We start from the raw sequence: 24,595 nt of genomic DNA on the forward strand, positions 1-24,595 counted from the left end.
GCATACAGTATCAAGCCCAAATTATCTGAGCAGGGCCAACAAACCGGAGAGGGCCTGTCTAACGGCCTGTTGCCGCACCTGCTGCCGGTCGCCGTCGAAGCGGGCCAGCAGGGAGTGCTGGCGACCGCTCTTGTCCGCCCAGGCGAACCAGACGGTTCCGACCGGCTTATCGTCGCTGCCGCCCCCGGGGCCGGCGATGCCACTGATGGCCACGCTGATGCCCGCATCGGAGCGTGCCAGGGCGCCCCTGGCCATCTCCAGCACCACGGCCTCGCTGACGGCACCGTGGCGCAGCAGGCTGTCGATGCTGACCCCCAGCATCTGCTGCTTGGCCTCGTTGGTGTAGGTGACGAATCCTCGATCGAACCAACCCGAACTGCCGGCGATGTCGGTGATGGCGGTGGCCACGCCGCCGCCGGTACAGGACTCCGCCGTGGCGGCCAGCCAGCCCCGCGCGGTCAGCGCCTCTCCCAGATCCCGGGATAGGCGGGCGATCTCTGCATCAAGCCCCATCATCATGCCCTCGTTGGCCCGTTCGGGCGAAATATGGGCCTCATTATGCAATTGCCCCCACCCGTGGACAACCCGCCAGGCCATCGCTGCGTCAGCCTGGTTCAGGTGCCCCCCGTGGCCACTATCCGGATGAGCCTGGTGAACGCCTCGGCAAATGACCGGCGCTTAAGCTCCAGTACATGGGGGGCTCTCTATAATCAACAGGCACCGCCTCGTTGGCGGTATCCATTTGATGAATACATGCCTATGAAAACATGGAGAAAGACAGATGAAGCATCAGTTTAAAGTTGCCATGGCCGCGCTGGCGATCTGTGTGAGCACCCAGACCTTCGCCGCGGAGAACGCCCCCGAGTTGCAGACCGAAACCACCCTGGCCCAGGAGCTGAACCTCTCCAGCGCCCAGGTTGAACAGATCAAGGGGCTGCGGGAGCAGGCGGCCAAGGAACTGGGCTCGGTCAAGCTCGATGCCATCGGTCAGGACGTCATCATCAACATGATCAAGAGCGGCAAGTGGGACGAGGCGGCGGCCAAGAAGCAGCTGCAGACCATCAGCAACGTCCAGGCCGAGGCTCGCTACTACCGTGCCCACTACCTGTTCGAGGTGAGCAAGGTGCTGACCGCCGAGCAGAAGGCCAAGCTGCACGAGATGCTGAGCGGCGGCGAGGCCATGTACTAAGGGCGGCTCTCCCCCGTTTCCCCCATCCCCGCATCCGTGCGGGGATCTTATTTCCCCTCCCCCACGACTCTCTCGACCTGACGCCGGCCCAGGCCCACTCAGGTCAGCTTCTCCGGATGCACAAATCCGCGACGGGACGCCACTTTGCCCCCAAGACGGAGATTCCCCCTCACCATCCGCCCCCGAGCATGTAGAATGGCTGCCAGATTCAGACCCAAGATGGCAGACGCTTCCCTGCCAGAGCACCTTCTGGAATAGCACATGACAGCACAGCACCCAGTCAGCGGCGCCACCCTCAGCGCCCATACCCCCATGATGCAGCAGTACCTGACCCTCAAGGCCGAGAACCCGGAGATACTGCTGTTCTACCGGATGGGCGACTTCTACGAGCTCTTCTACGACGATGCCCGCAAGGCCTCCCAGCTGCTCGACATCTCCCTGACCAAGCGCGGCCAGTCCGCCGGCAGCCCCATCCCCATGGCCGGGGTGCCCTATCACGCCATCGAGGGATATCTGGCCAAGCTGGTGCAGCTCGGCGAGTCTGCCGCCATCTGCGAGCAGGTAGGGGATCCCGCCACCAGCAAGGGGCCGGTGGAGCGCAAGGTGGTGCGCATCATCACCCCAGGTACCGTCTCCGACGAGGCGCTGCTCAGTGAACGTCAGGACAACCTGATCGCCGCCGTCTATCACGACGGCCGTCGCTTCGGCTACGGCACCCTGGACATCGGCTCCGGCCGCTTCTTCATCAACCAGTTCGACAAGGAAGAGACCCTGCTGGCTGAGCTGCAGCGCACCAACCCGGCGGAGCTGCTCTACCCGGAATCCTTCGAGTTCCTGCGCCACGTGGAGGGCCGCCGCGGCCTGCGCCGCCGTCCGGAGTGGGAGTTCGAACTGGGGACTGCCCGCAAGCTCTTGTGCCAGCAGTTCGGCACCCAGGATCTGGTGGGGTTCGGCGTCGAGCAGAGCGAGACCGCCCTGTGCGCCGCCGGCTGCCTGATGCAGTACGTGAAAGACACCCAGCGCACCGCCCTGCCCCACATCCGCGGTGTGCGCCTCGAGCAGCCGGATCACGCCGTCATCATGGACGCCGCCACCCGCCGCAACCTGGAGCTGACCCAGAACCTGGCGGGCGGTTACGACAATACCCTGGCCGAGGTGCTGGACAGGACCGCCACCCCTATGGGCAGCCGGTTGCTCAAGCGCTGGATCCACCAGCCGATCCGGGATCGGGTGATCCTCAAGGGGCGCCAGAGCACCATAGCCGAGCTCATCGAGCAGAACCTCTACGACGACCTGGGGGGTCTGCTGCGCCAAGTCGGCGACGTGGAGCGAGTGCTGGCGCGCCTTGCCCTGCGCAGTGCCCGTCCCCGCGATCTCACCCGGCTGCGCCAGGCCTTCGGCCAGTTGCCCGAGCTGCAACGGCTGCTGGCGGACAGCGAGCACGAGGCGGTGCAACAGCTTGCTGAGCGTGCCAGCACCTTCCCCGAGCTGCTGGAGCTGCTGGAGCGGGCCGTGATGGAGGTGCCGCCTGTGCTGATCCGCGATGGTGGCGTCATCCGCGACGGCTTCAACCAAGAGCTGGACGAGCTGCGGGATCTCGCCAACGGCGCCACCGCGAGCCTCGCCCGTATCGAGGAGCGGGAGAAGGCGCTCACCGGCATCAATACCCTCAAGGTCGGCTACAACAAGGTGCACGGCTTCTACATCGAGGTGAGCCGCGCCAACAGCCACCTGGTGCCGGCCCACTACATCCGCCGTCAGACCCTCAAGAACAACGAGCGCTACATCATCGATGAGCTCAAGAAGTACGAAGACAAGGTGCTCACCGCCCAGGCCCAGGCGCTGGCGCTGGAGAAACGGCTCTACGAGGAGCTGCTCGACAGCCTCTTGCCCCACCTCGGCGAACTGCAGGAGTCCGCCGCCGCCCTCGCCGAGCTGGACGTGCTGGCGAACCTGGCGGAGCGGGCCGAGACCCTGGACTACCGCTGCCCCACCCTGATCGAGGAGGATCAGATCCTGATCGAGGCGGGTCGCCACCCCGTGGTAGAGCAGGTGATGACGGATCCCTTTATCGCCAACCCGATAAACCTGCAACGCAGTCGTCGCATGCTGATCATCACGGGCCCGAACATGGGGGGTAAGTCCACCTACATGCGCCAGACTGCCCTCATCGTGCTGCTGGCCCACATCGGTGCCTATGTGCCGGCGAGCAGCGCCCGCATCGGCCCCATCGATCGCATCTTCACCCGCATCGGCGCGTCGGACGATCTGGCATCGGGCCGCTCCACCTTTATGGTGGAGATGACCGAGACCGCCAACATCCTCAACAACGCCACCGCCCGCAGCCTGGTGCTGATGGACGAGATCGGCCGCGGCACCAGCACCTACGACGGGCTGTCGCTCGCCTGGGCCTGCGCCGAGCAGCTGGCGAGCAAGATAGGCGCCTACACACTGTTCGCCACCCACTACTTCGAGCTGACCCAGCTGCCGGCACTCATGGAGGGATTGGCCAACGTCCATCTGGACGCCGTTGAACACGGGGATACCATCGCCTTCATGCATGCGGTGCAGGAGGGAGCGGCCAGCCGCTCCTATGGCCTGCAGGTGGCGGCCCTGGCAGGGGTGCCGAAAGCGGTGATCCATCAGGCGCGCCACAAGCTGGCGGAGCTGGAGAGCGCCACCCCGGCCCCCGCCGGCGAAGCGCGCCCGTTCCCCGTGACGTTGGCCCCCCAGCCCCACCCTGTGGTGGAGGAGCTGGCGGCAGTGCGTCCGGATGAGCTGAGCCCCCGCCAGGCGCTGGATCTGCTCTATCGCCTCAAGCAGTTGCTCTGACAGGCAGGCTGCGGAATGCAAAAAGGGGAACCTCGCGGTTCCCCTTTTTTATTGCATCTCTTGCCGCTTGCCCGTCAGGCCGGTCCAATCCGGTCAATCAGGCTCATATGGGTTGAGCCGTCGTGACGCTTGAGGTTCTGCCTGTACTCGAACTGGCGTTGGCTCTCCTGCTTGAGCCCCAGCATCAGGGAGTAGCACATGGCCAGCATGATCAGGGAGAAGGGCAGCGCCGCTATGATGCTGGCCGCCTGCAGGGCCGCCAGACCACCGGAGACCAGCAGTATGGCCGCCACCAATCCCTGACCCAGCCCCCAGATGGCGCGGTGTAGCACGGGGGGATCCTGATCGCCGATGGAGAGCAGCGTCGTAATCACGAGCGTGCCCGAGTCGCTGGAGGTGATGAAGTAGGTGCAGATGAGCAGGGTCAGCACCCCCTTGGCGATCCAGCCGAAGGTCTCCCAGTGCAGCAGCTCCACCGTCTTGTAGAGCGCCAGGGTCACGTCCTGGTTGACCGCCTCCACCACGCCGCCACTGCCGAACAGCTCGAGGTTCATGGCGGTGCCGCCGAACACGGTGAGCCAGAGCATGCCGAGCAGGGAGGGCACCAGCAAGACGCCGAGCACGAACTCGCGGATGGTACGGCCCTTGGAGATGCGGGCGATGAACATGCCGACAAAGGGTGCCCAGGCGATCCACCAGCCCCAGTAGAAGGCGGTCCAGCTCGACTGCCAGGCCGAGGTGCCGTTGGCCTCGGTGTTCGTCCAGAAGCTCAACTTGACGATGTTCTGCAGGTAGTCGCCGATGTTCTGCACATAGGCGTTGAGCAGGTAGGTGGTCGGCCCCAGCGCCAGGAAGAGGGCGAGCACGAAGACGCTGAGCCAGATGTTGAGCTCGGAGAGGATCTTCACCCCGCGCCCCACCCCCGAGATGGCCGACAGGGTCGCGATCACGCTGATGACCCCGATGAGCCAGAGCTGGTTGGTCTGGGAGACCCCCATGCCGAACATCTGGTTCAGGCCCGTGTTCATCTGGGAGACCCCGAGCCCCAGGGAGGTTGCCACCCCGAATACTGTGCCAAACACCGCCAGCACGTCGGCCGCGTGGCCCCAGAAGCCGTAGATGCGCTCACCGAGGATGGGATAGAGCACGGAGCGGATCGCCAGCGGCAGCTTGCGGCGATAGCTGAAGAACGCGAGCGACAGGCCGACGATCACATAGATGGCCCAGGGATGCAGGCCCCAGTGGAAGAAGGTGAGGCGCATGGCGATCTGGGCCGCCTCCGGCGTCATCCCCTCGGTGATGAAGGGATTGCTCTGCAGGTGGTACATGGGCTCGGCGATGCTCCAGAACACCAGGCCTATGCCCATGCCGGCGCTGAACAGCATGGAGAACCAGGCGAAGTAGCCAAATTCCGGTACCTGGTCGTCGTCGCCCAGCCGGATGCTGCCGAAGCGACTGAACATCAGGTAGACGGCGAAGAACAGGAACAGGGCAACCACCAGAATGTAGTACCACTTGAAGCCGGCGATGATGGTGTCCTTGGCGCCGGTAAACCAGGTTCCTGCGGTATCGGGATCGAAGACGCCGAACAGCAGGAACAGGGTCACGACGGTCAGGGCCGTCATGGCCATGGTGGGATTGAGGCCTTTCAACAGCCCTTTGGTTGCTCTCATCTGGCCTCCTTAGTCGTGGTTGAAAAAGTCTTCGCCGACGTGATCGCCCGCCCCGCCGATGGCGCGGTAGACCAGGCGACCCGCCACCTGCTCGCGGTGATCCACCAGACTGACGGACGGCTGGCCGTTCACCGCGTGGCGCTTGCCGAGGAAGATGGCCATGGGGACCCCCAGGCTGGAGACGCCGCTGGTGATCCAGAGCCGGTTGAAGTCGTAGGAGCCGCCGATGAATTCGAGCTGGGCCAGGCCGTTGTCGAGACCCGCCAGGTAAAAGTTCATGGCGCTCTCGTCGGGGAAGAGGTGTACCAGTACATAGGCGTAGCGCAGTTCGTTCACCAACTCCTTTAAGCTAAAAGCACCAGTGTTGCTGCAGGAGAGGGGCAATTCACCATCGTAGTGATGCACCTTGAGGTTGTTCGGGTCTTCGTCATAGGCGGGCTGGTAACGCACGAATGCCGAGGTATCTGGCAGTTCATAGCGAACTCTGACTACCCGTAGCTCGCTCACAAGGGACTTGATATCCAGGTCGTTCTGCATCATTTCGCTCCTCAAAGATCGGATTAAATTTCGAAAACAGCGGGACAACCTAACACAAAAATGATTAGAGCAGAAATCATTAGACCAAAAACCATATTGACCTTGTGTGGAATTAGGCGGAAAATCTTGCGCCTCTCAACTACCAGGCCATGAGCCGGACCCCTGTGGAAAAACATGATGAAGTGCTGGTCGCCCTGCGCCAGATCATCCGTGCCATCGACATGCACTCCAAACGCTTGATCAAGGAAGCCGGGCTGACCTCACCGCAGCTCCTGCTACTCAAGGGGATCGACGAACTGGGGCAGATCTCCATGCGCCAGCTGGCGGATCACACCAACATGAGCCAGGCCACCGCCACCACCATCATGGACCGGCTCGAGAGCCGCCAGCTGGTGCAACGGATCCGCAGCGAGACCGACAAGCGCAAGGTGCACGCGACGCTGACTGACGCAGGGCGCGCCCTGCTGGAGCAGGCGCCGACCCCGCTGCAAGAGAGCTTCATCCAACGCTTCCAGGCCCTGGAAATCTGGGAGCAGACCCTGCTGCTCTCCTCCCTGCAGCGGATCTCCTCCATGATGAATGCCGATGGCATAGACGCCGCCCCTGTGTTGAGCGTCAGGCCCCTCACCGAAGAGCGGGCATAAAAAAAGCTCCCAAACGGGAGCTTTTTTTATGGGCAAGAGCCGGGATGTCGCCGCGAGGGCATCACTCTTCCAAGCTGATGCCGATGTTGGAGACCCCGCCCTGGGCCGCAAACTCCCGGATAGCCAGGATGCGGTCGCTGTCGCGCTCGAAGGCCACGCGCTTGAGCAGCTCGACCTGAAACTCCAGCTCCGCCTCGATGTACTCGTGCTCGTAGAGCTCCTCATCGGTCAGATCGCGCTCTTCCAGCATCTCGATAAAGCCGGCCACTGTCCCCACGGAGGCATGGCTGGCATCCATGGCCTCTTCCCCGACCCGGCAGATCACCGAGTTGTAGGCACAGCCCAATGCGACGCAGGCATCCAGCGCCGGATAGGCGCCGTAGGATTCGAACTTGCTGGGTTCGGGAATGTAGACCTCGAACGCCTCCAGGATGGCCCCCAGATTGACCCGAGAACCCTTCACCGTGAGGTAGTTCCACATCTGATCCAGCGCGTGACGAAATGCCCTGGCATCGCCGAAACCGGACGCCTGGGTAAACAGCACATAGTTGGGGTACATGCGCTCTGCCAGCGCCAGGGTGTAGACGGTCTGCTGCCAAGGCTGCAGCTCGGCCAGTCGCTTATAAAACTTGTCACCAAACACTGGAGTCTGATCCTTTGCAAAATGTGGGGCAGATTGTAGCCCACGAGGGGGCCGGCGAAAACGAAAAAGCGCCCTGGTCGGCTATCTTGCCCGATCAACTGGGGTAAGATGGGGACAGACACCCCTTCGCCGTGCCATAAACATGATAAGGAACAAGAGTATGAGCCAACGTACCCTGCTTCTGCTCAGCCAGGACAACGCCCACTACGAACGTCTGCTCAAGGCGGCTCACCTCCCCCATCTGCGCATTCTGCGGGCCGACAACCAGAGCGATGCCGAGAAGCTGATCGGCGAGGCTCACATCCTGATGGCCGAACCGGCTCGCGCCAAACCCTTGCTCCCCAAGGCCGGCAAGCTCGGCTGGTTGCAATCCACCTATGCCGGGGTCGACGTGCTGCTGGATGCCAGCTGCCGGCGCGACTACCTGCTCACCAATGTGCGCGGCATCTTCGGCCCCCTGATGAGCGAATATGTGTTTGGCCATCTCCTGAGCCTGACCCGCCAGCTGCCGCTCTATCGCGAACAGCAACAGCAACAGCTGTGGCAGAGTCACCCCTATCAGGGACTCAAGGGCAAGACCCTGCTGCTGCTCGGCACCGGCAGCATAGGCCAGCACATCGCCCACACCGGCAAACACTTCGGCATGCGCGTGCTCGGCATCAGCCACAGCGGCCGCGAGCGGGCGGGCTTCGATCAGGTGTATCAGTTGCCGGCCCTGAACAAGATGCTGGCCCAGGCCGACGTCATCGTCAGCGTGCTGCCGGCGACCCGGGAGACCCGCCACCTGTTCACCGCCGATCGTTTCAACCACTGCAAGCCGGGCGCCATCTTCTTCAACGTCGGCCGGGGCAATGCGGTGCACGAGGAGGAGCTGCTGGCGGCGCTGCAAAGCGGCAGGCTCGCCACCGCCGTGCTGGATGTGTTCGAGCAGGAGCCCCTGGCTCCCACCAGCCCCCTCTGGCATCAGCCCAATCTCATCGTCACCCCCCACAACAGCGCCTACAGCTTCCCGGAGGATGTGGCCCAGATCTTCATCCGCAACTACATCCGCTTCATCGACGGCCAGCAGCTCGATGGCCGCATCGACTTCGACAAGGGTTACTGAAGCCCGCCAACGAAAAAGGCCCCGCCATGATGGCGGGGCCTTTTTCTATCAGGGAAAGAGAGGGGGTCAACCCGCCTCCATCTCCTGGCGATAGCTCTTCACCTTGGCGAGGAACTGGCGTTTCTCCTTGCCACTCAGGGGCTCGGCCATCGGCAGCTTGACCGTCATGGGGTTCACCGGGCGGTTGTTGATCCGCACCTCGTAGTGCAGGTGGGCCCCCGTGGAACGCCCGGTGTTGCCGGAAAGCGCAATCTTGTCACCCATTTTCACCTTCTGACCGGGTTTCACCAGCAACTTACTCAGGTGCAGATAGCGGGTCATCAGGGTGCGGCCATGCTTGATCACCACATAGGTGCCGGCCAGCGGGTGGCGGGTCGCCTTGAGCACGACGCCGTCGCCGGTCGCCATGACGGCGGTACCCACCGGCAGGGCGAAGTCGGTGCCCTCGTGGGGACGAACCTGCCCCGTGATGGGGTGACGTCTGGCGGGGTTGAAGTTCGAGCTGATCCGGTAGCGGCTATGGGTCGGATAGCGGCGGAAACCGCGCTCCAGGCTGTTCGCCTGACCGTCATAGTAGTTGCCATCCTCCGACAGCCAGGCAGACACCGTCTTGCCCTGGCTGAACACCTCGACCCCCAGCAGCTGGGTGTTGCCCGTGCTCTTGCCCTCGACCGTCTCCTGGCGCACCAGCACCTTGAACTTGTCACCCTTCTGCAGATCTTTCGCGAAGTTCATCCGCCACTGGAACAGGTTGGCAATCTTCTGGATATGGTTCGCCGGGATGCCGGCGTTGCGGGCGCTGACGTAGAAGCTGCCGTTGATGACACCGTCATAACTCTTCTTCTGCCACTCCACCTTCTCGTTGAGCATGTTGGCACTGTAAGTGTCGTCGGTACGCTCCAGCACCAGGGTCTGCTTGATGTTCAGGCGGATCTTGAGCTGCTGCAGTATGTTGTCCTGATCGATCAGCAACTCTATGGTCTGGCCGGGCTTGAGGCGGGCCAGATGATTCTTGGCATCCGCATCCAGCACCTTGTAGAGGGTGGTGGTGGAGAGCCCCAGATTGTTGAAGATGGCCGTCAGGTTTTCACCGTTGCGCACCCGGTAGTCCTGCCACTGGGGGGTCACATCCGCCGGGATGTCATCCTCCGGGGCAGCCGCCTCCACCAGTTCGTGGTCCGGGATATCGTTAAAATCGGTGTTGTCTTCGTTGGTCGCGGTACCCGGGGTGGCGATGGGCAACTCGAGACGCAGTGGCCGCTCCAGGATGTCACCTGGTGCTGGCAATACGGCTACCGCAGACAGCGTCATGGCCGTGAGCAGTAACATGGCATAAAAATGCTTGCGGGGAACCGGGGGTTCCCAGTTGGCAGCCTGTGCTACCAAGGGACGGAGACGTTTCATCCGCTATCCTGTCATTAGATCTAAGGGTGGTAGTTGAGTGTCTGTCTTTATGATTTTTTATTATGAAAACCGAGCATCTGGCAGTTAGACCTAAATACTTACAAAAAGTTCATAGCTATATGCACGAACCTCACATTTTATGCATAACCTTCCTTCATGGGCAGAAATGATCGCCTCTTTTAGCCATTTTTTTCTATTTTTAAGAACCAAGTCCGGTTGTTCTGGCTCCTGAACGGCCAAATGTTGCAAGAACATTTCCATGGAGTGGATATGTCATTAGCAAGATTGTTAAATGTAATCATCCTGATCTTGTTCACCATTGGCGCCATCCTGCTGTTCATGCTGGAGATCACCACGGTGCGGCAATCCATCCTCGACCAGATGTCCGCCAATCTTGAGACGGCCATCACAGCCCTCGGCCTGGTGCTGCAAGGCACCCTGCTCAACGACGACAAGGTGCTGGCGGAGACCATAGTCAACGCCATGTTCGACGGCGGTTTCGTCAGCTCGGTCACCCTGCTGGATCCGGATGGCCAGCTGTTGTTCCAGAAGGCCTTCCACACGGCGCAGCAGAACATCCCCGGCTGGCTGCCGAGCGTCATCTCCATGCCGCCGGTCAAGGTGGAGCAGGAACTCACCGACGGCTGGCGCATCCTCGGCACCCTCACTCTGGTGGGGCATGAAGGCTATGCCTACCAGCATCTGTGGAACGCCATCAGCCGTACCGGGCTGGCCCTACTCGGTGGCCTGCTGGTGCTGACCCTAATCATTCACTGGGTATGCAACCGGCTGCTGCGCCCCCTCGAGCAGGTGAGTCTGCAACTGTTGCAGGTGCGCCAGCGCCAGTTCAGTGGCAACTTGCCCACCCCCTGGCTGCGAGAGCTGCGGGAGGTAGTCTCCTCCATCAACCAGCTGGTCTCCGAGCGCAAACGGGATCTGCTGCAACAGCGGCTCAAGATCACCCAGCTCGGCAAGCAGCACGAGACCAAGACCGGCCAACCCCTGATGGGGCTGACGGAGACCGCGAGCGGCATGCACCTGCAACACTTCGTCTCCACCCAGGGAGATATCCGGCTCTACAGCCGCCTGCTCCCCCAAACCCCGCCGAGTACGGACAGTTCACCGGACGAGATCCGGGCCCTGCTCAACGACTGGCTGGCCCACAAGGCAGAGGGGATACAGCTCCCCCTCAGCCTGCTCACCCACCCTGACTGGGGGCAGTTTGCGGCGACGCTGACCAGCGGCAAGGGCAAGACCCTCGACTGGCGCTGGGATCAGCCGGCCTTCCCTCCCCTTGCCGAGGAGCGATTGTCGGCCCTGTCAGCTCAGGGAGTCGAGATGGCGTTCAGCAATGTCCCCATGAACAACGACAACCTGACCCGGCTCGACCCAGTCAAACCCGTGTTCATCAGCTGCCAGCTCACCGAGGCCCCTCTTTACTGGAATCTGCTCTCCCAGTGCCTCCACGCCTCCGGCTACACCCTGTTGGCGGAAGCCAGCGAGGTGAGCGACATCAGCATCTTGCGCAGCTGGGGCATAGATGGCTATGCCAGCCAGGAGGCAGTATGAGACTCCCCTTGCTGTTGCTGCCCCTGCTCTGGGCCTCGGCCTCCCATGCCAGCACCATTCCCATCGGCACCGGGGGTGAGCAGGGTATCTATTATCAGGTCATCAAGGAGTTCTGCCGACTGGCCAACAAGAGCGACCCCGACCTCCAATGCAAGCCGCAGGCCAGCTCTGGTTCCATCGAGAATCTGCGTCAGTTGCAGGCTGGGGAGCTCCCCTATGCGCTGGTGCAGTCCGACTGGCTCTATCAGGCCAGCCATGGCAGCGGTCCCTTCGCCAAACAGCCCCAACCCGAATTGCGAGCGCTGTTCGCCACCCATGCCGAACCTTTCACCATAGTGGTGCGAGCCGATGGCGATATCACCAGGCTGGATCAACTCAAGCTGGCCCCCATCGACATGGGTCTGAAGCATTCTGGCACCCGCCAGACGGCGTTGGCATTGTTCGCCGTGCTGGGCGCCACCGAGCAAGATCTCGATCTCAAAAGCGTGGCCAACCAGGCCGAGGCCCTGTGCAGCAAGCAGATAGATGCCTTCGGGCTGGTGATGGGCCACCCCAATCGCATCGTACTTGACACCTCGAAGCGCTGTGCCATCCGGTTCTTGCCCATCGAGGGAGAGGTCCGCGATCGCCTGCTGCAGGGGGTGAAGTATTACCAGCGCAGCCAGGTACCGGCCCGCATCTATACGGGCAACCTCAAGGCCACCCCCACCTTCGCCATCGCCGCGACCCTGGTAACCAATGCCAGCGCAGCCGATGCCGATGTCTATCGCCTGACCAAAGCCATGCTGAGCCAGCAGACCAGCTTCAACGAACAGACCTATGGCTACGCCAACCTGTTTCACAAGGCGCGCAACAAGGTCGGCCCGGTGCTGAGCATCGATCAGCATCCGGGGGCAGCAAGGTACTTCGAGGAGTTGAAGGCGGCGGGCAAGCTATAACTGACGACGGGGGGAGCGCAGATGCTCGCTGGAGAAGCGGCTCTGCATCGAGGTCCACTGGGTCAGACGATCGGCACTCCCCGCCAGGGTACCCTCACGCCGTGACTTCATCACCCAGATGCTCTTGGCATCGAAGCTGTAGACAGGCTGCAGGTCATTGCGCTTGCTGCCCGGCAGGATGCGTCCATTGATGTTGTCGAGCACCAGGGGATCGGACTTGGCGGTCGGGAAGTAAAGCGTCACCATGTGAAACTGGTTGTATCTAATGGCCTTCACATAGGCCAGCCGCAGCTTCTTCTCATCCACCCCGAGCTCCATCAGGGTGTAGTACTTGGAGATGCTGTAGTCCTCGCAATCCCCACCCCGAGCCCCGATGAATTCCAGCGGGTTGGCCCAGTAGTCTTCCTCTCCCCATAATCTGGGATCATCGCTGTAGGTCAGGTTGTTGAAGTAGTTGTTGACCAGATCCAGTTTCTGCTGGTCCGTGGTGCCGGCCCTCGGGGTGAGCAGACGGGCAAACGCCTCCGCCCGCTGCAACGCTCGCGGGCCGTAGACCTCCTGCAACTTGGACTTGAGCTCAGGGCTGGCGATATAGCTGGAGAGCTGGGAAGCCTGCAATGGGACACTGGCCAGTGCCACCATGCAGGCGGGGACAATCCATTTCATACTGGACACTCCATGGCATGCGCTGGAGGTCAGTATAGTCAGCCCTGATGGTCACATCGGGCCCTTAGCGGCACTCGGCAAAGGCATCGGCCAGTTGCTGCATGAATTGCGGATAGCCATCGGGCCCGAGCGGCACTTTTTCACCCACCTCATCCAGCAAGAGCACCCTGGCCCCGGTGTTGCGGGCGACGGACTCGATCACCGCAGGAGAGAACTGCGGCTCGGCATAGATGCAGCTCGCCTGCTTCTCTTCCAGCGCCTTGCGGATCTCCACCAGAGTCCTGGCACCGGGACGGCGCTCCGGGCTCACGGTGAAGTGGCCCCTGGAGCTCATGCCGTAGTGGCGCTCCCAATAGCCATAGGCCTCGTGGAAGACGAAGTAGCCCTTCTGGTTGACCACCTTCATCTGCTCGGCGATGACCTTGTCCTTGGCATCGACCTTGTCTGTAAAGGCCTTCAGATTGGCACCGTAACGGGCGGCATTGGCCGGATCCTGGGTGCTCAGCGTGTCACTCAACGCCTTGGCGATCACCAACGCCTGGGTCGGCCCCAACCAGATGTGAGGATCAATACCCTCATGGTGATGTCCCTCGTGGCCGTCATGATCATGACCCTCGTGCTCCTCATCGCCATCCTCCTCGTGCCCAGCCTGCTTGCGGTAGTCGAACAGCGGCATGCCCGGTACCTGAGTCAGAGTCAGCACATGAGGATGCTGGGCCAGGGGCTTGGCCATGAAGCCTTCCAGCTCGGGGCCGACCCAGACCACCAGATCGGCCTCATTGATGCTGCGAATGTCGGAGGGGCGCAGGGCGAAGTCGTGGGGAGAGGCGCCGGTCGGCAGCAACACCCTGGGCTCGCTCACCCCGTCGGTGATGGCAGCCGCGATGAAGCCCAGGGGTTTGATGGTGGTCAGCACCTCGAGGGCACGAACAGGCAGGCTCACCGCCAGCAAGGCAGTGATCAGGGCAAGAATGCGCATAGGGGTCTCGTCAGGAAGTATGTGTGTGATAATATAACAGCCAATGCTGTTGTTATATTATAACTCTCACAGGCTGTAAACCCCGGAGCTGTCATGACCCAACTGGTGGAGCTAAAAGATGTCTGTCTCTCGTTTGACGGACGCTCAGTGCTCGACAAGGTCTCCTTTACCCTGAACAAAGGCAAAATCACTACCCTGGTCGGCCCCAACGGGGCGGGCAAGAGTACCCTGAGCAAGCTGGTGCTGGGCCTGCTCAGCCCGGACTCCGGCGAGATCCTGCGCCGCCGGGATCTGAGGGTCGGTTACGTGCCCCAGCGCCTCTACCTGGATCCCACCCTGCCGCTGACGGTGCGCCGCTTCCTGCAGCTCGGCAAGAATGGTCGCCTCTCCATCGAAGAGGCGCTCAATCGGGTCGGTGCCCAGGAGCTGCTGGACAACCGGATGCAGAAGCTCTCCGGCGGCGAGATGCAGCGGGTGTTGCTGGCCCGCGCCCTGCTGGTCAAACCCGAGCTGCTGGTGCTGGACGAGCCGGTACAGGGGGTGGACATCAACGGCCAGATCGAGCTCTACGCCCTCATCAGTAAACTCGCCGCCGAGCTGCACTGCGCCGTGCTCATGGTCTCCCACGACCTGCACCTGGTGATGGCCAGCACTCACGAGGTGATCTGCCTCAATCGCCACGTCTGCTGTCACGGCGAACCGGAGAGCGTGGCCCGCCACCCGGAATTCGCCCGCCTGTTCGGGCGCCCGGAGCAGGAGGTGCTGGCGGTCTACACCCACCATCACCACTGCGACGGCGAACACCATCATCACGAACCGCAGGCCCCGATCATCCGCCTGCCTTCTCGCAACAAATAGCCAAGCAATAGGACATTCCAGTGGACAGCTTTCTGTTATACGCCCTCGCAGCCGGCCTCGGCATCGCCCTGCTGGCCGGCCCCCTCGGCAGCTTCGTGGTGTGGCGCAAGATGGCCTATTTTGGCGACACCCTCTCCCACGCCTGCCTGTTCGGCATAGCGCTCGGCATACTGCTGCAGGTGGATCTCACCCTGGCGGTGGTGGTCTGCTGCCTCGCCATGGCCATGCTGCTGGTCATCATGAGCCGTAACCAGCAGGTAGCCACCGACACCCTGCTCGGCATCCTGGCCCACAGCGCCCTGTCGCTGGGTCTGGTGACCCTGAGCTTTATGGACAACGTGCGGGTGGATCTGATGGCCTACCTGTTCGGCGACCTGCTCTCGGTGCAGCCCATGGATCTGCTCTGGATCTACGGCGGCGGCGCCCTGGTGCTGCTCACCCTGTGGCGGCTGTGGGATCCCCTGCTCTCCATGACCATCTCCGAGGAGCTGGCACGGGTAGAAGGGGTGCGGGTCGATGTGCTGCGCTGCGTACTGATGCTGCTGATCGGCCTGGTGATCGCCGTGGCCATGAAGTTCGTAGGGGCCCTTATCATCACCTCCCTGCTGATCATCCCCGCCGCCACCGCCCGGCGCTTCAGCCAGACGCCGGAGCAGATGGCCGGCCTGGCCGCGCTCATCGGCTGCCTGGCAGTGCTGGGAGGGCTCTCGCTCTCCTGGTATCAGGATACTCCGGCCGGTCCGTCCGTCGTGGTCTGCGCCACCAGCCTGTTTGTGCTGAGCCAGTTCAAGAAAGCCTGAATCTCGGGTGGCCTGATCGTTGCTATCAGGCCACTTCAAATCTCGCCCCCAGTCGTGGTCTGTACAACGAGCCTTTTTGTACTGAATCAGTTCAAACGAGCCTAGATAGCAAAGGGCCGGATAGGGGTAATCACCACCTCTATCCGGCCCTATAGCCACATTGCGAAACCACCCCACCTAAAGCAGTCCATTCGAACTGTTTTTCTACAATTATGCAGTGAAACTCTCTTATCAAACCTGGCTGATGCTCTGCCTCGTCTCCATCATCAGCCACTGGCGCAATCGACTGATGGCGGGCTCGTGGGCCCGCGAGCGCTTGCAGGTAAAGTAGAACGCATCTCCCGTCACCAACTGATGCACCGGCAGGGCCACCAGCTGGGGATCGTCCGGCCGCAGCATGTAGTCATTCACGAACGCCACCCCCTGATCCCAGGCCGCCGCCTCCATGGCCAGCAGCACGTGGCTGAAGTGGTGCATGCGCGCCTCCTCCGGGATCACCAGATCCCCCGCCTTGGCCCAGCGCTGCCAGTCCTCCCCCCGCGCCTTGTAGATGGACTGCACCGACAACAACGGCAACTGCCAGATGGCTGCCGGCCACTCCCCTTCCACCTGTTGCAGCAGACGGCGGCTGCACACCGGAAACAGTCGCTCCAGATAGATGAGATCGTGGCTGTAGCCACGCCCATGGGGGGAGACGGTGATGAAGCAGTCCGCCACCCGATCGGAGAGTTCGGGATCCTCCGCCACCATCTCCAGGCTGAGATCCAGCTCGGGGTAGAGCTGGCGCAGGCCGGCCAGGCGCGGGATCAGCCACTTCACCGCGAAGGAGCTGTAGACCGCGAGCCGCAGCCGCATCTCTCCTCCGCCGCGCAGCTGCTCGCTGCTCTGGGCGATCTGGCCGAGCCCGGCAGAAATTCCCTCGAAGTAGAGCTCCCCCTGCTGGGTCAAGGAGAGCAACCGGCCCTGGCGCAGCAGCAACCGCTCACCCAGAAAGTCTTCGAGCAGGCGGATCTGATGGCTGACCGCGCTCTGGCTGACGTTCAGCTCGAGGGCCGCGCGAGAGAAACTGAGCAGACGGGCGACCGCCTCGAAGTATTGGACGGCACGCAGGGGAGGCAGCTTCATTATCCAAAATTCTCATGGGTGGTGACTTTTTATCATTTTACTGGATAACGAACGGAGGGCTACCCTTCCCTCATCAAACATGGGAGGCGGTATGAACGCAGTAGGAATAGGCATCCTCTATCTGGTGCTCGGCAACATGGTGGCGGTCTTCTCCGATGCGCTGGTCAAGGTGCTGGAGCCGGATCAGCCGGTGTTCCAGTTCGTCTTCTTTCGCCAACTCTCCGCCGCCCTCCTGCTGGCCCCTTGGCTGCTCTGGTCCTGGCGCCGTCACCCGCCGGTCGCTATCAGGTGGCACCTGCTGCGGGCCCATATCTGGGCCATCGGCGTCTGCCTGATGGTGGTCGCCCTCACCCGCTTGCCGCTCGCCACCGCCAACGCGCTCTTCTACGCAGCACCCTTGCTGATGGTGCCGCTCGCGGTCTGGCTGGCGGGGGAGGCGCTCTCGCGCCAGAAGGTGCTGACGGCCCTGGTGGGCTTCATCGGGGTGCTGATCGTGCTGCGACCGACCGAGGTGAACTGGGCGGCGCTGGCAGCGCTCGGGGTGGCACTCTCCATGGCGGTCAACAACCTGCTGATCAAGCGGATCCCGCTCAAGCAGCCCATCGCCCAGACCCTCTTCTTCACCAATGTACTGAGCATGCCCATCATACTAGCCCTGGCCTGGTGGGAGGGGGGCGATTGGCAGTGGCAGATGTGGTGGCCCGCCTTCGGCTCCTCGGCGCTGATCATGGTCTACGCCGGGCTCTGCGTGGTGGCCTATCGCAAGGCGGAGGCGAGCAAGATCGCCTCGGCGGAGTACACGGGTCTCTTGATGGCGGTCGCCATCGGGGTCTGGCTGTTCGACGAGCAGCCCGGTCTGCCGCTGCTGCTGGGCTGCCTGTGCATAGTGCTGCCCCTGGTCGCCATGGCCCGCAACAAGCCCAAGCCGCTGGCCGAGCCCGCCACCTGATCCCGATGATCATAGGGTCACCCCAGCAGTGGGGTGACCCTCTGTCTCAGGTGCGGGACCACATCCTGTTCGAACCAGGGATTCTTCTTGAGCCAGAGGGTGTTGCGCGGCGAGGGATGGGGCACTGGCAGCCAGGCGGGGCCGTAGTCGGCCCAGTGTCTGACCGTCTCGGTGAGGGTCCCCTTGCCTGCCTTGCCCAGATAATGATGCTGGGAATATTGGCCGATGAGTAGGGTCAGCTCGATATTGGGCAGCAGCATCAACACCTTGTCGTGCCAGGTGGGCGCGCACTCGGGACGGGGCGGCAGATCCCCCGACTTGCCCCGGCCCGGATAGCAGAGCCCCATGGGCATGATGGCGATGCGGGACTCGTCGTAGAAGGTGGCCTTGTCCACCCCGAGCCAGTGGCGCAGCCGATCGCCAGAGGGATCGTCCCAGGGAATGCCGCTGGCATGAACCCGGGTGCCCGGGGCCTGGCCGATGATAAGCAGGCGGGCAGATGCCGATCCGCGGATCACCGGCCGCGGCCCGAGCGGCAAGTGGGCCTCGCACAGGTGGCAGGCCCGGATCTGTTCAAACAGGACGTCGAGTCGATTCATGGGGGCCATGGTAGCAGAGTTTTCATCCCGATCCCGCTTGTGAAACCGACGACGGATACCTATCATGCGCGCACATTTGTTTAATTTAATAAACGGAATTCGATGAAGAACTGGATGGGCCCTGGCAGTGCGGCCCTCTCCTTCGTGCTCTGGGGCATGCTGCCGCTCTATTACCAGTTCATGCCCGAGGTCAACATGTGGGAGCTGCTCTCCCACCGGGTGCTCTGGTCCGTCGTCCTGCTCGGCGGGCTCTTCCTGCTGCTCGGAGTACGGGTACCTTGGGCGCGCCTGCGCAGCGAGCCGCGCCAGCTCGGCCTCATCCTGCTGGCGGGCCCCATCATGTCCATCAGCTGGTGCATGTTCACCTGGTGTCTGACCACGGGCCAGGTGCTGGCCACCAGCCTCGCCTTCTTCATGACGCCCCTGTTCAACATCGTCTTCGCCGTCCTCTTCCTCAAAGAAAGGCTCACCCCCCAGAAGCACCTGGCGGTGGCCCTGGCGCTGGCGGGGCTCGCCTATATGCTGTTCTCCTACGGTGAGCTGCCCTGGTTCTCCCTCATCATGGGGGCCAACTTCGCCTTCTACGGCCTCATCAAGAAGAAGGTGCGCTATGACGCCGGGGTCAGCCTCTATCTCGAATCTCTGGTACAACTCCCCATCGCCCTGCTGGTCATCGGCTATCTGACCCTGCAGGGAAGCAGCCTGTTCGCGGCCGGCGACTGGAGCGAGCGCCTGCTCTTGATGGGCAGCGCCCCCGCCACTCTGCTGCCGGTTGGGCTGTTCTGCTACGCGGTGGCCCGCACCCGCATGAGCACTGTGGGGCTGTTGCAATATATCGAGCCGAGCCTCGCCTTCCTGCTCGCCATCTTCTGGTTCGGGGAGACGCCGGATCCGGTGAAATCCGTGGGCTTCGCCTTCGTCTGGGCGGGCCTGCTGGTCAGCCTGCTGCCCCTGCATCGGCTCAGGCGCAGTCAGGTGCATTGGAAAGAGTCATGACAGCCGCAGACAAGCCAGCCGCGCGCTGGTTTATCTATCTGGTGCGCACCGGAGCGGGCGCCCTCTACGCGGGTATCAGCACGGATCCGGACAGGCGTCTGCGCCAGCATCAGAGCGGCAAGGGGGCTCGCGCCCTGCGTGGCAAAGGCCCCCTGGCTCTGGTGTGGCGCCAGCAAGTCGACGACAAGGGTCAGGCCCTTCGCCTCGAATATCGCCTCAAGCAGCAGAGCAAGGTCTTCAAGGAACGACTGGTGCAAGATCCTGCCCTGTGGGATGAGTGGCAGAGATCCTGGCTGAGCTGCCTCCCCCAATCCGGCTCAGTCAGCCCGGCGCCATAAAAAAGGCCACCGCTAAGGTGGCCGGAAACGTGCCAGGGAGGCCTAACGATAGGGATTGGAATGCCTGCGCCTGTTGCTGAGCAACCAGCACACCACCAGCAGCAACAGCAACCAGGGCGCCAGCTTGATGATGAGGGCAAACATGCCGGCCAGGGCGCCAAACAGCACGAAGACCCCGCTCACCAGCAGCATGGCCAACACGGTGAATCCGGTCAGCGCCATGGTCACCAGCACCAGCATCAAGACGATAAATTCCAGCATGTTATGCTCCTCACGCATCTCACTTGTTGGCGGGAAGACCCAAGGTCAATCCAGCCAGCGCTTCAATTCACGGCGCGGCGGCATGATGAGCACCGCCAGCAGATAGGCCGCCAGGGCCAGGGGCGGCACCAGGATCAGGGCGAGCAGCGCCACCACCCGCACCGTCACCCTGGAGAGCCCAAACCCGTTGGCAAGGCCGGCGCAGACGCCGGTCAGCTTGCGGTGGGCCAGGTCTTTCGGCCAGGGGGTCATGATCACACCTCCACTTTCTGGCCCTTCAGACGGGCCAGCTCGCGTTCGATCTCGTCGTTGAGCTCCAGCTCGCGGAACTGGGCCTCGAGAGACGGGTTCTGCCCCAGGGTCGCGGCCTCCAGCTGGGCTTCCAGCTGATCCACCCGGCCCTGGAAGCCGTCGAAACGGGCCATCAGCTCGTGCATGCGCTGGTTGTCCACCTGGGCACGGGCCCGGATCCGGCTGTGGGCGGTCTGCTCGCGCAGGGTCAGCATCTTCTGCTTCTCCCGCGCCTCGGTCAGCTTGGCCGCCAAGCGCTCGCTGTCGGCTGTCAGTTGGGCCAGCACCTCGGCCACTCTGGCCTTGTCCTGCTCCAGCTGTTCGCATTTCTTGACCTCGGCCAGCTTCTCGGTGAGGGCGGCGCGGGCCAGATCCTCGCGACCCTTCTGGATGGCGAGCTCGGCCTTGGCGGACCACTCCTGGATCTGGTGGCGCAGCGCCTGTTGATGGCGCTCCAGCTGTTTCTGCTCGGCGATGACGCGGGCGGCCTGAGTTCTCATCTCGACCTGTACCTGCTCCATCTCCTCTATCATCAGCCGCAGCATCTTCTCCGGCTCTTCACTCTTGTCGAGCAGGCTGTGCAGGTTGGCGTTGATCACGTCGGTCAGGCGGCTAAATACGCTCATGGTCTGGCTCCTTGTAGATGGGATGTCACTCTCTTCCCAAGACATTACAAGAGCCGTGCCAATATAATTTCTCTTCTATTTACAAGTAGATGGGGATTACAGGCGGGAATTCAACGGGCCGAGCATGGTGAAAAAAACCAACTTGATGGTGATTTTCACCAATAAAAAAGGGAGCCTCGGCTCCCTCTTCATCGTCGTGTCATCAGGCGGCCTTGTGATGGCCGAGCCTGGCATCCAGCTCCGCCAGCTTGGCCTCCATCCGGGCCCGGCAGTTGTCGGAGAGTTCGCGGATGCCGGCGGCGCCGTGCTCCTTGCTGCACAGGGGGGGCAGCATCTCCAGCAGCACCTCGCCGTTGTCCCAGCGGTTCAGATCCACCTGACCGAAGTAGCTGGAGCAGACGATGGGCACCACGGGCACCTCGGCCTGCACGGCGGTATGGAAGGCGCCGGCCTTGAACGGCAGCAGGCCGCGGCCCTGGGAGCGGGTCCCCTCCGGGAACATCCAGATGGAGGTGCCACGGCGCTTGATGCGATCCACCACCTGGCCTATGGTGCCGATGGCGCGGGAGCGGTTGGATCTGTCGATCAGCACGTTGCCGGAGAGCCAGAAGATGAGGCCGAAGAAGGGCAGCCACAGCAGGCTCTTCTTGCCCACCGCCACCACGCCGGGCACCACGGCGCCGGTCACGGTGAAGATGTCGAAGTTGCTCTGGTGATTGCAGACATAGACGGCAGGCCCGACCGACTTGATCTCGTCGGGAATGGTGACCCTGACCTTGAGCCCGATGAGCGGGCAGACCGCATGATACATGCGGGCGAACACATAGACGTTGTTGGGGTGGCGCGGGCGCACCAGACAGAGCAGCAGACCAAACACGAACCAGAAGACGAGCAGCAGGGTTAGCAGCAGCACACGGGCAAGTTTGAGCATCGAACACCTCGGAATTTAACTCGGCGCAGTATACTGGTCCCCCTTTTAGCGAACAAGCGTTCGCCAAACAGAACGGACCTCTCATGCGGGTCCCATTTACCGGGCCTGGCTTGCTCCCCTCGCCATTGGCCGTTAGGATGTGGCCATCTTGATGAACGGGGCTAGCATGATCCACCAACAACGCATGGCGAAACGACTCCTGCTGCTGGTTTGCCTGCTGGTGCTCAATTGTGCGGCCCAGCCGCTGGCCCGGCTGGCCATGCTCGACCATGCCCTCAGTTGCCAGGCACTGCCCCAGCTCGCCGATGCCGAGGATCAGGATAGCGTCACCAGCCCGCAGCCGAACAGCTGCCAGCTCAACGGCAAGTGGCTGAGTGCCGCCACCCTGCTCTGCGTCGAACAGCTGTTCTTCGCCATCGCCCTGGTGATCGCCCTGTTGGCCCCGCTCTGGCGCCACACGCCCCCCTTGCCTCCCCCGAGGGTCATCTCCCCGCCCGAGCGGCGCCTGCACCTTCGTCTCTGCGTCTGGCGAGAATGAGTTCGACTGCTAGCCATTAGCCGTCATTCATTTTTGCGAGAGACTATCGATGTCAAATTTCTTCAAGGCAACCCTGTTATTGGGCTGCTTGCTGTGGCAATCCTCAGGGTTGGCCAGCGACACGGGCTGGCTCACCAGCCCCCAGAACGATCACGCCAAGGTCAGGCTGCAAGCCGATCGCAGCGACCCAGCGCAGAGCCGCATCCTGCTCGACATAGCCCTGGAGTCGGGCTGGAAGACCTACTGGCACAGCCCGGGTGAAGGGGGCATAGCGCCCCAGATCCTGTGGGATGGGCCGGTCACGAACTTCCAGTGGCACTGGCCCACCCCACGCCACTTCGAGGTGGCGGGGCTCAGCACCCAGGGTTACCAGCAGAGCGTCAGCTTCCCCCTCAGCCTGCGCCATCCGGCCGATGAGCCGCTCAGGGGCACGCTGCGCCTCTCCACCTGCAGCAACGTCTGCATCCTGACCGATTACCCCTTCGTCCTGGATGCGGACAAGTCGGCGCCGGCGGGTTTCGACTTCGCCTGGGCCAAGGCCATGAGCGCCCTACCCCAGCCCCTGCCTGCCGATACCAGAGTGCGGGTCGGTTATGGGCGCAACCAGCTGCAACTGATGGCTGAGCTGGCCCCGGGGTCCGAGGCCTGGCAGTCCCCGGCCCTCTTTATCGATGCCCTGGAGGGAGCCGAATTCGGCAAGCCCGAGCTGGAGGTGCGTGGCCATACCCTGATAGCCCGGGTGCCAGCCAGCGATGGCTGGCAGGGGGATGCACCGGATCTGCGTGGCCAGACCCTGGGCTTGCTGCTCACCAGTGGCGAACAGGCCTGGCAGGGCTCGGCCTCTATAGGCGCCCCCCTCCCCCTGCCCAGTCAGAGCAACTCGCTGATCTGGTTGCTGGGCCTGGCGCTGCTCGGCGGCCTCATCCTCAACCTGATGCCCTGCGTGCTGCCGGTGCTGGCCCTCAAGCTCGGCTCGGTGCTGCAACAGCAAAACCAACAGCAGACCGAGGTGCGCAAGCAGTTCCTCGCCGCCAGTGCCGGTATCTTGGTCTCCTTCTGGCTGCTGGCGGCCATGAGCAGCCTGCTGCGTGCCACCCAGGGCGCCGTCGGCTGGGGCATCCAGTTCCAGAGCGCCGGTTTCATCGGCTTCATGGTGCTGGTGACGGCGCTGTTTTGCGCCAACCTGCTGGGCCTGTTCGAGATCCGCCTGCCGAGCGCTCTCAGCACCCGGCTCGCCACCAGCGGCGGCAATGGCCTCGGTGGGCACTTCCTGCAAGGCAGCTTCGCCACCCTGCTGGCGACCCCCTGCTCGGCCCCCTTCCTCGGCACCGCCGTCGCCTTCGCCCTGGCGGCGCCGCTTGGGGAGCTCTGGCTCATCTTCACGGCGCTGGGGCTCGGTATGAGCCTGCCCTGGCTGCTGGTGGCAGCCCTGCCACGGCTCGCCCTCTGGTTGCCGAAGCCGGGGCGCTGGATGGGACACCTGCGCCTGCTGCTCGGCCTGATGATGCTGGGATCCAGCCTCTGGCTGCTGAGCCTGCTCGCCAATCACCTCGGCGCCATCACCACGGGCTGGCTGATGGTGGCCCTGCTGCTGGCCCTGTTGGTGGGCATCGTCTGGCGTTATGGCGTGCGCGGCTTCACCCTGGCGCTCTCCCTCTCGGCCCTGGTGGGCGGCGCCCTGCTGCTGGGTGGCGCCTTCACCGCACAAGGGACCGGGGGTAGCGATCGGGTGGCCTGGCAACCCCTGTCCGAGCAGGCTATCACTCAGGCATTGGCCCAGAAAAAGCGAGTCTTCGTGGATGTCACCGCCGACTGGTGCGTGACCTGCAAGGCCAACAAATACAACGTTTTGCTGCGCGATGAGGTGCAAACCGCCCTCTCGGCCCCGGACGTGGTGGCCCTGCGCGGAGACTGGAGCAAGCCGAGCGACACCATCTCCGCCTTCCTGCGCAAGCGGGGGGCGGCCGCCGTGCCCTTCAACCAGATCTACGGCCCCGGCCTGCCAGAGGGGGAAACCCTCTCACCGCTGCTGGACAAGGGCGATCTGCTCAACGTCTTGAACAAGGCCGGCCTCATCCAGCCCGCCTCCCACTTCTAAGGAGAA

The 24,595-nt window shown here is 62.9% G+C and carries 26 protein-coding genes; 13 read left to right on the forward strand and 13 right to left on the reverse strand.

Features of this window, described 5'->3' with window-relative positions; genetic code table 11:
- Positions 1 to 21: 21 nt before the first annotated feature.
- On the reverse strand, positions 22 to 513 hold the full coding sequence (gene pncC / locus ACRCYW_RS18895) for a nicotinamide-nucleotide amidase (protein WP_438551768.1): 492 nt from the start codon (positions 511 to 513) through the stop codon (positions 22 to 24).
- A gap of 268 nt (positions 514 to 781) precedes the next feature.
- On the opposite strand from pncC, the gene ACRCYW_RS18900 reads away from it, so the two are divergent.
- Complete coding sequence (locus tag ACRCYW_RS18900; RefSeq protein WP_438551546.1) at positions 782 to 1,189, forward strand: Spy/CpxP family protein refolding chaperone; 408 nt, start codon at positions 782 to 784, stop codon at positions 1,187 to 1,189.
- Between the two features lie 261 nt (positions 1,190 to 1,450).
- Positions 1,451 to 4,021, forward strand: coding sequence for a DNA mismatch repair protein MutS (gene mutS / locus ACRCYW_RS18905; protein ID WP_438551547.1), 2,571 nt, complete (start codon positions 1,451 to 1,453; stop codon positions 4,019 to 4,021).
- 74 nt (positions 4,022 to 4,095) lie between these two features.
- On the opposite strand, the gene ACRCYW_RS18910 is transcribed toward mutS, so the two are convergent.
- Positions 4,096 to 5,694 carry a BCCT family transporter gene (locus ACRCYW_RS18910; RefSeq protein ID WP_438551548.1) on the reverse strand — a complete coding sequence of 533 codons (1,599 nt, stop codon included), beginning with the start codon at positions 5,692 to 5,694 and terminating at the stop codon, positions 4,096 to 4,098.
- A 9-nt stretch (positions 5,695 to 5,703) separates the two neighbouring features.
- Positions 5,704 to 6,231 (reverse strand): hypothetical protein, encoded by a 528-nt coding sequence (locus ACRCYW_RS18915; RefSeq protein WP_438551769.1) that lies wholly within the window; start codon positions 6,229 to 6,231, stop codon positions 5,704 to 5,706.
- Between the two features lie 164 nt (positions 6,232 to 6,395).
- Here ACRCYW_RS18915 and ACRCYW_RS18920 point away from each other — a divergent pair, with 164 nt between their 5' ends.
- A complete protein-coding gene (locus ACRCYW_RS18920) occupies positions 6,396 to 6,875 on the forward strand; it encodes a MarR family winged helix-turn-helix transcriptional regulator (protein ID WP_438551549.1) in 480 nt (159 codons plus the stop codon).
- A 61-nt stretch (positions 6,876 to 6,936) separates the two neighbouring features.
- Here the strand turns inward: ACRCYW_RS18920 and ACRCYW_RS18925 are convergent, their stop codons facing one another.
- Positions 6,937 to 7,518 (reverse strand): YjaG family protein, encoded by a 582-nt coding sequence (locus ACRCYW_RS18925; RefSeq protein WP_438551550.1) that lies wholly within the window; start codon positions 7,516 to 7,518, stop codon positions 6,937 to 6,939.
- A 160-nt stretch (positions 7,519 to 7,678) separates the two neighbouring features.
- On the opposite strand from ACRCYW_RS18925, the gene ACRCYW_RS18930 reads away from it, so the two are divergent.
- Entirely contained in the window at positions 7,679 to 8,623 is a 945-nt protein-coding gene (locus ACRCYW_RS18930) for a D-2-hydroxyacid dehydrogenase (RefSeq protein WP_438551551.1), read from the forward strand.
- Positions 8,624 to 8,689: 66 nt separating this feature from the next.
- On the opposite strand, the gene mepM is transcribed toward ACRCYW_RS18930, so the two are convergent.
- Positions 8,690 to 10,027: a murein DD-endopeptidase MepM gene (gene mepM, locus ACRCYW_RS18935; RefSeq protein WP_438551552.1), complete on the reverse strand. Its 1,338-nt coding sequence runs from the start codon at positions 10,025 to 10,027 to the stop codon at positions 8,690 to 8,692.
- Between the two features lie 270 nt (positions 10,028 to 10,297).
- On the opposite strand from mepM, the gene ACRCYW_RS18940 reads away from it, so the two are divergent.
- Positions 10,298 to 11,596 carry a LapD/MoxY N-terminal periplasmic domain-containing protein gene (locus tag ACRCYW_RS18940; RefSeq protein WP_438551553.1) on the forward strand — a complete coding sequence of 433 codons (1,299 nt, stop codon included), beginning with the start codon at positions 10,298 to 10,300 and terminating at the stop codon, positions 11,594 to 11,596.
- Entirely contained in the window at positions 11,593 to 12,534 is a 942-nt protein-coding gene (locus ACRCYW_RS18945) for a TAXI family TRAP transporter solute-binding subunit (RefSeq protein WP_438551554.1), read from the forward strand. Before ACRCYW_RS18940 ends, ACRCYW_RS18945 begins: the two co-directional genes overlap by 4 nt.
- Here the strand turns inward: ACRCYW_RS18945 and ACRCYW_RS18950 are convergent.
- Together ACRCYW_RS18950 and znuA are read right to left on the reverse strand one after the other, a co-directional pair.
- Positions 12,529 to 13,200, reverse strand: a complete 672-nt coding sequence (locus ACRCYW_RS18950; protein ID WP_438551555.1) for a transglutaminase-like cysteine peptidase — start codon at positions 13,198 to 13,200, stop codon at positions 12,529 to 12,531. The genes ACRCYW_RS18945 and ACRCYW_RS18950 overlap by 6 nt on opposite strands.
- A gap of 64 nt (positions 13,201 to 13,264) precedes the next feature.
- Positions 13,265 to 14,179: a zinc ABC transporter substrate-binding protein ZnuA gene (gene znuA, locus ACRCYW_RS18955; RefSeq protein WP_438551556.1), complete on the reverse strand. Its 915-nt coding sequence runs from the start codon at positions 14,177 to 14,179 to the stop codon at positions 13,265 to 13,267.
- A 93-nt stretch (positions 14,180 to 14,272) separates the two neighbouring features.
- Between znuA and znuC the strand changes: the two genes are divergently transcribed.
- Together znuC and znuB are read left to right on the forward strand one after the other, a co-directional pair.
- Positions 14,273 to 15,037: a zinc ABC transporter ATP-binding protein ZnuC gene (gene znuC / locus ACRCYW_RS18960; RefSeq protein WP_438551557.1), complete on the forward strand. Its 765-nt coding sequence runs from the start codon at positions 14,273 to 14,275 to the stop codon at positions 15,035 to 15,037.
- 20 nt (positions 15,038 to 15,057) lie between these two features.
- Complete coding sequence (gene znuB, locus ACRCYW_RS18965; RefSeq protein ID WP_033131722.1) at positions 15,058 to 15,837, forward strand: zinc ABC transporter permease subunit ZnuB; 780 nt, start codon at positions 15,058 to 15,060, stop codon at positions 15,835 to 15,837.
- Positions 15,838 to 16,068: 231 nt separating this feature from the next.
- On the opposite strand, the gene ACRCYW_RS18970 is transcribed toward znuB, so the two are convergent.
- Entirely contained in the window at positions 16,069 to 16,962 is an 894-nt protein-coding gene (locus ACRCYW_RS18970; protein WP_438551558.1) for a LysR substrate-binding domain-containing protein, read from the reverse strand.
- A 91-nt stretch (positions 16,963 to 17,053) separates the two neighbouring features.
- Between ACRCYW_RS18970 and ACRCYW_RS18975 the strand changes: the two genes are divergently transcribed.
- Positions 17,054 to 17,911: a DMT family transporter gene (locus tag ACRCYW_RS18975; RefSeq protein WP_438551559.1), complete on the forward strand. Its 858-nt coding sequence runs from the start codon at positions 17,054 to 17,056 to the stop codon at positions 17,909 to 17,911.
- Between the two features lie 17 nt (positions 17,912 to 17,928).
- Here ACRCYW_RS18975 and ACRCYW_RS18980 read toward each other — a convergent pair whose 3' ends face one another.
- The gene (locus tag ACRCYW_RS18980) at positions 17,929 to 18,510 is read right to left on the reverse strand and encodes a uracil-DNA glycosylase family protein (protein WP_438551770.1); all 582 of its coding nucleotides are present in this window, start codon (positions 18,508 to 18,510) and stop codon (positions 17,929 to 17,931) included.
- Between the two features lie 102 nt (positions 18,511 to 18,612).
- Between ACRCYW_RS18980 and rarD the strand changes: the two genes are divergently transcribed.
- Positions 18,613 to 19,506, forward strand: a complete 894-nt coding sequence (gene rarD, locus ACRCYW_RS18985) for an EamA family transporter RarD (RefSeq protein WP_438551560.1) — start codon at positions 18,613 to 18,615, stop codon at positions 19,504 to 19,506.
- Positions 19,503 to 19,844, forward strand: a complete 342-nt coding sequence (locus ACRCYW_RS18990) for a GIY-YIG nuclease family protein (RefSeq protein WP_438551561.1) — start codon at positions 19,503 to 19,505, stop codon at positions 19,842 to 19,844. The genes rarD and ACRCYW_RS18990 overlap by 4 nt, the downstream gene beginning before the upstream one ends.
- 42 nt (positions 19,845 to 19,886) lie before the next feature.
- On the opposite strand, the gene pspG is transcribed toward ACRCYW_RS18990, so the two are convergent.
- The 4 genes from pspG to ACRCYW_RS19010 all read right to left on the reverse strand — a co-directional run bounded on the left by pspG (position 19,887) and on the right by ACRCYW_RS19010 (position 21,953).
- On the reverse strand, positions 19,887 to 20,105 hold the full coding sequence (gene pspG / locus ACRCYW_RS18995) for an envelope stress response protein PspG (RefSeq protein ID WP_100858648.1): 219 nt from the start codon (positions 20,103 to 20,105) through the stop codon (positions 19,887 to 19,889).
- A 45-nt stretch (positions 20,106 to 20,150) separates the two neighbouring features.
- Positions 20,151 to 20,357 (reverse strand): PspC domain-containing protein, encoded by a 207-nt coding sequence (locus ACRCYW_RS19000; protein WP_438551562.1) that lies wholly within the window; start codon positions 20,355 to 20,357, stop codon positions 20,151 to 20,153.
- Between the two features lie 2 nt (positions 20,358 to 20,359).
- Positions 20,360 to 21,022, reverse strand: coding sequence for a phage shock protein PspA (gene pspA, locus ACRCYW_RS19005; RefSeq protein ID WP_100858650.1), 663 nt, complete (start codon positions 21,020 to 21,022; stop codon positions 20,360 to 20,362).
- A gap of 202 nt (positions 21,023 to 21,224) precedes the next feature.
- Positions 21,225 to 21,953 carry a 1-acylglycerol-3-phosphate O-acyltransferase gene (locus ACRCYW_RS19010; protein ID WP_438551563.1) on the reverse strand — a complete coding sequence of 243 codons (729 nt, stop codon included), beginning with the start codon at positions 21,951 to 21,953 and terminating at the stop codon, positions 21,225 to 21,227.
- A 166-nt stretch (positions 21,954 to 22,119) separates the two neighbouring features.
- Here ACRCYW_RS19010 and ACRCYW_RS19015 point away from each other — a divergent pair, with 166 nt between their 5' ends.
- The gene (locus tag ACRCYW_RS19015; RefSeq protein WP_438551564.1) at positions 22,120 to 22,491 is read left to right on the forward strand and encodes a hypothetical protein; all 372 of its coding nucleotides are present in this window, start codon (positions 22,120 to 22,122) and stop codon (positions 22,489 to 22,491) included.
- Positions 22,492 to 22,540: 49 nt separating this feature from the next.
- Entirely contained in the window at positions 22,541 to 24,589 is a 2,049-nt protein-coding gene (locus ACRCYW_RS19020) for a protein-disulfide reductase DsbD family protein (RefSeq protein ID WP_438551565.1), read from the forward strand.
- Positions 24,590 to 24,595: the final 6 nt, after the last annotated feature.

The organism is Aeromonas sp. (assembly GCF_051657805.1).
In the GTDB taxonomy this organism is placed as follows: Bacteria; Pseudomonadota; Gammaproteobacteria; order Enterobacterales; family Aeromonadaceae; genus Aeromonas.